Raw genomic sequence first — 8,830 nt, forward strand, 5'->3', positions numbered from 1 at the left:
CAGGAAATAAGTGTACATTTACGGACAAGTAAAAACTCCGAAAATAGGCCTGGGATTAAAGCATGTGGCTTTTCCTTAGTTGGCATAGTTTCTGACTTTCATTCGTTATAATTTCAATAAATACACAAAACACTGCTACCGTGGATAAAGAACTAGGTAAGATTTTAATAATAGACGATGATGAGGATGTGCTATTGGCAGCCAAGATGCTGTTGAAGAAACACGCCAAGGAAGTGTTGATCGAAAAGAATCCAAAGAAAATACCTTTTCTGCTCAACAACGACACATATGACCTCATCCTGCTGGACATGAACTTCAGTAAGGACATCACCAGTGGAAAAGAAGGATTCTACTGGCTGGAGCAGATTTTGGATAAAGACCCACAGGCCGTGGTAGTGCTCATCACCGCTTTTGGCGATGTGGAAATGGCCGTGAGGGCCCTGAAGGCCGGAGCCACAGATTTTGTGCTCAAACCATGGCAAAATGAAAAGTTAATTGCCACACTCAATAGTGCCGCCAAACTGAAGGAGTCCTATAAGGAGGTCTCTCAGCTGAAGCAAACCAGCAAGCAACTACAGGAAGACAGCAACCTGGCTTTCAAAAACATCATAGGCGAGAGCAACGAAATCAAAGAAGTATTCAAGATCATTGATAAGGTAGCCGGGACTGATGCCAACATTTTGATATTGGGCGAAAACGGTACTGGAAAGGAACTCATTGCCAGGGCCATTCACCAAAAATCACTACGTAAAGACAATGTATTCATAGGTGTGGACATGGGTGCCATCACCGAAAGCTTGTTTGAAAGTGAATTATTTGGTCATAAAAAAGGCGCCTACACTGACGCCAAAGAGGATCGGGCCGGAAGATTTGAGATCGCCAACAATGGCACACTCTTCCTGGATGAGATAGGGAACCTGAATATGCCGCTCCAGTCCAAACTACTCACTGCCCTGCAAAAACGTGAAGTCACGAGGATAGGTAGCAACCAGTCCCTGCCCATAGACATTCGGCTCATCTGTGCCACCAACATGCCTATTTATGAAATGGTAGGAGAAAGCACCTTTAGACAGGATCTGCTTTACCGCATCAACACCGTAGAGATCCATTTGCCCCCGCTGAGAGACCGACTGGATGATATCCCACTGCTGGCCAATCATTTTCTGGAAACATACAATCAGAAATACCGAAAGAACATTTCCAGGATCGCTCCAAATACGATCAAGAAACTCCAAAAATATAGCTGGCCTGGTAACATCCGAGAACTCCAGCACGCCATAGAGCGAGCGATCATTATGAGTGACACGGAAATCCTCAACCCGGATGATTTTTTCTTTTTGGCCCAAAAGCCTGAAAATAATAACACGGTAGAGGCTGATAATTTCAACCTGGATGAGGTAGAGAAAAATGTGATCCAGCGCGCTGTAAACAAGCACAATGGCAACATCTCAAAGGCAGCAAAAGAACTGGGCCTGACCAGAGCCTCACTCTACAGAAGGCTGGAGAAATATGGGTTATAACAAATTTCGATATCAACTAATAGGCCGGGTCATTCTGCTCGGCCTCACCATCTTTCTGTTTGCCAACCTCTTCTATACCGAGAGCTATACATTCAGTAAAATTCTCATATTCCTACTCATTGGTGTCCAGGGTTATTACCTCTTTTATTTTCTCGAAAAGTCCAACAGGGAGACCATTGGCTTTTTGCAAAGCATCAAATGGGACGACTTCTCACATACCTACCCTGAAAGAAAAGAGGGGTCCAGCATCGATGAACTTTATAATGAGTTCAACGCGGTAATCAAAAAATTCAGAGAAATCAGGGCCGAAAATGAAGCCAGCTATCAGTACCTCAAGACCATCGTTCAGCATGTTGGGATCGGGATTGTTACTTTTGACGCTCAGGGTGAGGTGCAGATCATCAACACCACTGCGCGTACACTTTTAGGGGTAAAGCACCTCAAGAATATCAAACAACTAAAGGTGATTAACGAAGAACTGGTCACCACGCTTCGCGAACTTCGCACTGGCGGAAGGGATCTGGTAAAAATTGCCAAAACTGATGAAGACGAAATACAGCTGGCCATCTATGCCATAGAGCTGTCCTTGCGGGGGAAAGAGTTTAAGCTGATCTCACTCCAAAACATCCAAAGTGAATTGGAAGAAAAGGAAATGGAAGCCTGGCAAAACCTGATCAGAGTGCTCACCCACGAAATCATGAATTCGGTCACCCCCATCTCCTCTTTGGCCCGTACTATCGAATCAGAGATGGAAGAGTGGCTGGACAATGGCCAGGACATTAATCAGATAGACAATGAGCAAATCAGTGATTTCCACACCGCCCTTCACACCATTCACAGGAGAAGTGAGAGCCTGATCAAATTTGTAGGCGATTTCAGAAATATGACTCATATCACCCTCCCCAACTTCTCTCAGGTATGCGTTAAAGAACTGATTGGGCACGTGGTTTCGCTGCTCAAGCACGATTTTCAGCAAACCGGTGTGCAATTGGTACAGGATGTTCCTGATTCGCTTTACATTCAGATAGATGAACAGCAAATAGAGCAGGTGGTCATCAATATTGTCAAAAATGCCATCCAGGCACTGGGAGAAGTGGACGATGAGGAGCTCCAAAAAACCCTGTGGATCAAGGCATCTGAACGCCCTGAAGGAGGTGCGCTCATTTCTATCCGGGACAATGGACCTGGTATAGAAGAGGAAGCTCTCAAAAAGATTTTTATACCCTTCTATACGACCAAAAAAAGTGGATCCGGAATTGGGCTGAGCCTATCCAAACAGATCATGAGAAATCACCGCGGATCCATCGCCGTGCGCTCTGTAATTAACGATGGCACGGAGTTCACCCTGAAATTCTCTCAGTAAATCACTATCTTAATTTCTCAATCAGAAACCACTTGAAATACATCTTCATCATACAAGGCGAAGGAAGAGGTCACATGACCCAGGCGCTTTCACTAGCCAAAATCCTCAGGCTCAATGGCCATGAAATCACCAGGGTGATTGTTGGCAAAAGTGAGCGAAGATCGATTCCGCAGTTTTTTACAGACAAAATTGGAGCCGAAGTGGTGCCATTGGAGAGTCCAAACTTTGTCACCGATAAGCAGCAGAAATCCGTGAAGCCCTTTCGCACGATTGTGTACTCTCTGATCAAAGCCCCTATCTATAAAAAATCAATGGACCGTATTGACGAGATTGTGCAGGAAGATCAACCGGATGTCATTATCAATTTTTATGATTTCCTGGGTGGGCTGTATAATTTCTCACGGAGGCCCAAAGCACTGTTTATCTGTATTGCCCATCAGTACCTGATTAGCCATCCCGACTTTGATTTTCCTCCAAAGCGGAAACTGGATAAACTCTCCCTCAAAATGGGAAATAAAATCACCAGCCTGGGGGCCAGCAAGGTATTGGCACTCTCCTTTCAGCCTTTTCCTGATGTGCCAAAGAAAAAACTGTATGTGGTACCCCCGCTCCTCAGAGATGAGGTAAAGGAAGCTCAAGTATCGAGTGGGGATCATTTTCTGGTATATATGGTCAACCCCGGATACTCTTCCGAAGTGGAAACATTTCATCAGGCCTTTCCCAATCAGGCCTTGCATTGTTTTTGGGACAAAAAAGAGATGCCTGAGGAGCATCAAATAGATACTACCCTTACCTATCACCAGCTAAACGACGAGAAATTCATCGATAAAATGGCTAGTGCCAAAGGCTATGTGACCACAGCTGGTTTCGAGTCCGTATGTGAAGCGATGTACATGGGCAAGCCCATACTGATGGTACCAGTGGAAGGCCACTATGAGCAGGCATGTAATGCGGTGGATGCCATGAAGGCTGGCGCAGGCACTTTCAGTGAGTCTTTTAATATTGAAAAGCTCTATCAATATCTCCCTCACCATGTCGACATTAGCGAGCGCTTCCAGCAGTGGGCCGACCAGGCAGCCGATATGTTTCCCAAATACCTGAAGTAATGGCCATCATCAGTAAGAAAAAAATTCCGTATAAGATCAGCTCCAGGCTAAGAACTTACCTCAATAAGTATGATCGGGAAATCGCCTTACCCATCGCATATGACTCCCTTCTGAGGTATGACAACTCCATCCCTCTGTATGACAGAAATGGTAATGATACCCTGTGGGAGACTGTACTATATCCGCAGGACGATATGGCGGATATTTATTTTGCCCTGAAAAAGATTTACTCCATTATGAAAGCCGATGGGGATGTAGGGGTCATGGATCACCTCTTCATTGACCGGGTAGACCTGTGCGTATATGGCAATACACAGCCATTCAGGGTGAGAATTGTCAATCGGATCAACGATAACTTTGACTATTTCTACATCAAAAATGCGGATGCTTCCCGCATCTACGGGCTGGAACTGGAGCACCTGCTTTCTCCCAATAAAATCAGCTATGTAGTCTACAAGGACACGCTCATAGAAGAACACATAGTAGGTATTCCGGCGGAACAGTTTATCAAAAACCATCTGAATGACCCTAATCTGAATGAGACCCGACTGGCCAAAGAATTTGTGAAGTTCAATGAACGGTGCTTTGTACGGCTACTCGGAGATATGCACTCCAGCAATTTTGTCATTGACATCACCCCGGATTTTGAAGAAGTAGATTACCGACTGAGGGCCATAGATTTTGACCAACAATCTTATGAAGGGCGCAGAGCCATCTATTTACCCCAGTATTTCAAGCAAAACAACCCCATCATTAAGATTGGCCTGAAATCCCTGACACCTGAAACTGTGCGTCAGTACCAGCGTGAGGAGCGCTCACTGATTGCCAACAGAGTAAAAGTGGAAAAAATCAGGGTAGATGACCTGCTCAGCGCGATGACCCATGATCGGATCTCAAAACCCGGAAATGTGGCTCGGTTAGGTGAAGAATTAGCGGAGTTTTATGAAGAAACGGAGTTCATTCACTGCAAGAATATGGGTGAACTGGTGGAAATGAGCCTGGAAATGCTCATCAAAAAGCCCGAACTGTACAAAGATTACTAAAGGACAGAAGCTTTCAATACAAGAAGACCCCTACCGGGTCTTCCAGCTTCACATCCACGTGTTCGTCTATGGTGGTGGATAACTCGTACCCTTTGTAATTAGCAGAAAGTGGAAACTGCTTATGACTTCTATTCACCAATACGGCTATCTGAAGCTTCTTCACTTCCACCTCCAGCAGGGCACTCATGCTGTGTGCCATAGTCTTACCCGTATTGAGCACATCGTCTACCAAAATGATCACTTTCCCTTTTAAGTTTTTGGAGGGCACATCCAGTGTGACCTCCGATGAAAGTGGCTTCTCCTTATTTATCTCAAGTTTAATCAGACTAATCTTTACCCCATCCGCTATTGCGGAAAGCTCATGCACAATCCTTTCAGCAAGAAAATAGCCTTTGTCATAAATGCCCACAACTACGATGCTTTTTTCATCAAAGTTGTTTTCATAAATCTCAAAAGCTATCCGCCTGATGATTTGATTAACTTGTACTTCTGATAAAATAAGGTTTTGTGCAGCTATCATGACAATGGCACAGGCATCACTTTGCTATCCTTGAAAGTAGAAAGAATGACCATAGACTGTAAACTGTCTACGACATCTATCTCACTTACTTTCTCCAGCATTAATCGTTGATATGAGGTAATATCCTTGGAGATCACTTTTAAAATGAAATCGCCCGATCCAGTGATGTGATGGCACTCAATCACCTCAGGAATCTGATTGATTTCAGCCAAAAAGATATCAATGTTCTTTTTGTTGTGGCCTTTTAATGTGACCTGTACGAATGTGTGAACACCGAGCCCAATTCGCTCAGTATCTAGTTTGGCGTGATAACTCTTAATAATACCCGAATTTTCAAGCTTTTTTACTCTTTCCAGCGTTGGGGCCGGGGATAAGCCTATATCCTTTGATAATTGGGCATTGGTGATTTTAGCATTTGATTGTAAAATCTCTAAAATCTTCCTGTCTATCTCGTCTAACTTTAAGTGCAGTGAATTTAACTTCATTCCAAATTTTATTTGCTGCAAAGGTAATAATAATTATAAATATTTGGATTCTTTCGACTAATTCTCTTCGAATAAACAATCGATTTGCCATTTCCCCTAAAAGCAGTGATTATTGCTTGATTACGCGTATCCGGTGACTCCCACCATTGTATTTAATGGCAATAAAATAGGTACCTGACTGCAGGGTCTGAAGATCAATGGTGAAGGTAGTAAGCCCCGAAGGACGATTAGGGAGGGTTTTCTGCTGCTTTACCTGTCCTGACAAGTCCAGTATGGTCAGTTCCACGTCACCATCCAATGGCAAAATCATCCTGATATGGGTACGGTCAGTTGCGGGATTGGGGAAAGCAGGTTCAAAAATAGTTCGGCTTTCCAGGTTAATGCAACCTTCATTATTTTCCGGTATTTGATCGGGAACATTGTAGGGAGCCACAAGGCTCACACACAGGTAGCCCAGATTGGATATGGAAGGAAGGCTGACACTTAAACCAATTACCGCATCTTTTCCTTTATTGATCCGCCTGGTTACATTTTCCGATAGGGTAAATTCATTTTCAAGGGTGATTTGTACCTCAAACAGCTCAACGGGCAGGTTGCTCTTATTGCTCACATCTAACAGGATTTTCTGGAGGCCTCTGTCTTCGATCAGCTGTATCTCATTCACCACCAGGTCCACTACCGGTAAAATAGACTCAATTTGAGTACTTAAACTGTCCATACAGCCGTTTTCGTTCGTAGCTACCAATTTCACTGTTTGTAAGCCTTCCGTTCCAAAACTCAGCGATGGGGTCATTTCTTCAGAGGTCAGATCTCCATTTATATACCATTTGTAAGACTGTCCGTTGATGGTCTCGTTTTCAAAAACCAAAGAAAAAGGAGGCACCCCAAAGTCGTTGGCCGGAGTAAAAGCTACCTCAGGTCTGGCATAGACTTCAATGGTTTCTGTGCGGGAAAGTGAACAGCCAAATTTGGTTACTACTTCCAGCGTGACGTCATGCAGGCCACTAACATCTGCAGGTATTTCAATTTTACTCCCATTGCCGATAAAGGTCCCATTCAACAACCACCTCCTGGAAACAATCGCATCATTTATTGCCACTGACTGATCCAAAACCGTAATCAGTTCATTCTCACAAACACCATCGATGAGAAAATCCAGCTCCGGTAGTGCCAATATTTCTATAGTTTTGGTCTGCTCCGCAGTACAAAGGCTCCTGTTATTCACCATCAGACTCACCTCATAAATGCCCGGCTCCACAAACGCATAATTCAAAGTATCATTATCGGAGGCCTGAGTCTCCCCATTGATTTGCCACGTTCTACTAATAATCTGATCTGGATTGGTCGTTTGATCTACAAATGAGGTGAAATCGCCCTGACAGGCCCTTTCAACAGAAAAGTCTACCTGGGGCTGGCCCAGCACATCAATGGATTCGCTGTAAGAAGCGGTACAGCCATTGGAGGAGACAACGGTCATCGTCACCGTCTGCGACCCCTCACGATCAAAGTAAACCCCGGGGTTTTTATCCTGCGAAACCGGCGTATCCTCTATGTACCACTCCCACTCCACAATGTCTGCACCATTGACTATGGATACATCTGACAAAATGGTTTCATCACCCTGACATGCTATGTCGTACTCAAACTCGGCCTCCGGAATGGCCCCGACGATTACCTGTTTAGCCAGGAAGTTTTCACAACCATTCTCATCGATATTGGAGATGGCTACCTCATATAGACCTGGCTCTGTGTAAAAATGCTCCGGGGATTTGGCATTGCTTGTAAATCCATCCCCAAATGTCCAGGCAAAAGAAGTTCCTTCTGAGAGGTTGGTGAATTCAGTAAATTCTCCGTGGCAGGCCGTATCGGCCTGGAATACTATCTCTGGCAGTGCAAGGATTGACACTGTTTTGGTCAGAATCTCCGAGTCACACCCGGGAATGGAGGAATAAAGTGAGATGGTCTTCTCCCCTGGCTGATCAAAGTTGAACACCGGAGCTATAGAGGTGGTATCTCCCAACTCTGTAGACCAGTGGTAAGTCAAACCCTCACCATAAGCGGCATCATCGGATAGGTTTGTTAGGGTGACATCCTCTCCGGCGCAATAGGCAGTTTGGTCAACAGAAAAATCGGGAGAAGGAGGTCCTGCATAAACCATAATGGTTTCCCTTGCTGTGTTTCCACATGATGAACCATCGCCTATCGTGAGAATAACCGTGTACTCACCGGCCGACGAAAATTGATACGTAGGATTAGGTTCACTACTATCCTCTACCCCATCACCATCAAAATCCCAACTATAACTCACTATGTTCTCAAGAGTACTGCTCTCTGATGTGAAGGTGTTCGCATTCGCTATGCAGCGGCTCTCATCTACCGTGAAGCTGATGTCGGGACTTATTAACTCTTTTACATATACAGAATCCACTGCATAAGCCACGTTGGATGATGCATCGGTCACCTTCAATGTAATGTAATGCCAGCCCGAAACTTCATAATTCACATTTAATGGTGTCTCCTCCTGTGAATACCGCTCCGACAATGAACAACTGTAACCATAGTCTAATCTCTTCAGCTGACCCGTAGAGTAATCCAGTATCATTCCTACACCAGAACCCTCCGGAAACTCCAGACTCGTGGGGCCCGTGATCACAAGGCTTACCGGTTCAATCGCAGGTGATGAAGACAAATCCCCTCCAAAGTCTCCTCGCATAAAATCACTGGTCTGCCCTGCTCCAAAAAGACGCCAGTCAAATCCATCATGAACCAACGACAACTCAAATACATCCTCCA

General features: G+C 44.7%; 7 protein-coding genes. 4 read left to right on the forward strand and 3 right to left on the reverse strand.

Translation table 11 applies throughout. The features are described 5' to 3' along the window. The first annotated feature begins 140 nt into the window (after positions 1 to 140). The 4 genes from RIH33_RS07835 to RIH33_RS07850 are packed head-to-tail and all read left to right on the forward strand — an operon-like array spanning position 141 to position 5,032. The gene (locus RIH33_RS07835) at positions 141 to 1,520 is read left to right on the forward strand and encodes a sigma-54-dependent transcriptional regulator (RefSeq protein WP_406654581.1); all 1,380 of its coding nucleotides are present in this window, start codon (positions 141 to 143) and stop codon (positions 1,518 to 1,520) included. Next, a complete protein-coding gene (locus tag RIH33_RS07840; protein ID WP_406654583.1) occupies positions 1,510 to 2,883 on the forward strand; it encodes a sensor histidine kinase in 1,374 nt (457 codons plus the stop codon). The genes RIH33_RS07835 and RIH33_RS07840 overlap by 11 nt, the downstream gene beginning before the upstream one ends. Before the next feature lie 32 nt (positions 2,884 to 2,915). Next, positions 2,916 to 3,989 (forward strand): glycosyltransferase family protein, encoded by a 1,074-nt coding sequence (locus RIH33_RS07845; protein ID WP_406654584.1) that lies wholly within the window; start codon positions 2,916 to 2,918, stop codon positions 3,987 to 3,989. Next, the gene (locus tag RIH33_RS07850; protein ID WP_406654585.1) at positions 3,989 to 5,032 is read left to right on the forward strand and encodes a hypothetical protein; all 1,044 of its coding nucleotides are present in this window, start codon (positions 3,989 to 3,991) and stop codon (positions 5,030 to 5,032) included. The genes RIH33_RS07845 and RIH33_RS07850 overlap by 1 nt, the downstream gene beginning before the upstream one ends. A gap of 13 nt (positions 5,033 to 5,045) precedes the next feature. Here the strand turns inward: RIH33_RS07850 and RIH33_RS07855 are convergent, their stop codons facing one another. The 3 genes from RIH33_RS07855 to RIH33_RS07865 all read right to left on the reverse strand — a co-directional run. Next, positions 5,046 to 5,552 carry a phosphoribosyltransferase family protein gene (locus RIH33_RS07855; RefSeq protein ID WP_406654586.1) on the reverse strand — a complete coding sequence of 169 codons (507 nt, stop codon included), beginning with the start codon at positions 5,550 to 5,552 and terminating at the stop codon, positions 5,046 to 5,048. Further along, positions 5,549 to 6,037, reverse strand: coding sequence for an Lrp/AsnC family transcriptional regulator (locus RIH33_RS07860; RefSeq protein WP_159585235.1), 489 nt, complete (start codon positions 6,035 to 6,037; stop codon positions 5,549 to 5,551). The genes RIH33_RS07855 and RIH33_RS07860 overlap by 4 nt, the downstream gene beginning before the upstream one ends. A gap of 109 nt (positions 6,038 to 6,146) precedes the next feature. Beyond that, positions 6,147 to 8,830 (reverse strand): PKD domain-containing protein (locus RIH33_RS07865; RefSeq protein WP_406658701.1); only part of this gene is annotated, 2,684 nt, incomplete at its 5' end.

This window comes from Marinoscillum sp. (assembly GCF_040222955.1).
GTDB lineage: Bacteria > Bacteroidota > Bacteroidia > Cytophagales > Cyclobacteriaceae > Marinoscillum.

What these genes read in the sequence shown, in the direction of transcription:
- RIH33_RS07855 (WP_406654586.1), bottom strand. Translation starts at nt 5,552, where the DNA reads ATGATAGCTGCACAAAACCTTATTTTATCAGAAGTACAAGTTAATCAA.
- RIH33_RS07850 (WP_406654585.1), top strand. Translation starts at nt 3,989, where the DNA reads ATGGCCATCATCAGTAAGAAAAAAATTCCGTATAAGATCAGCTCCAGG.
- RIH33_RS07840 (WP_406654583.1), top strand. Translation starts at nt 1,510, where the DNA reads ATGGGTTATAACAAATTTCGATATCAACTAATAGGCCGGGTCATTCTG.
- RIH33_RS07860 (WP_159585235.1), bottom strand. Translation starts at nt 6,037, where the DNA reads ATGAAGTTAAATTCACTGCACTTAAAGTTAGACGAGATAGACAGGAAG.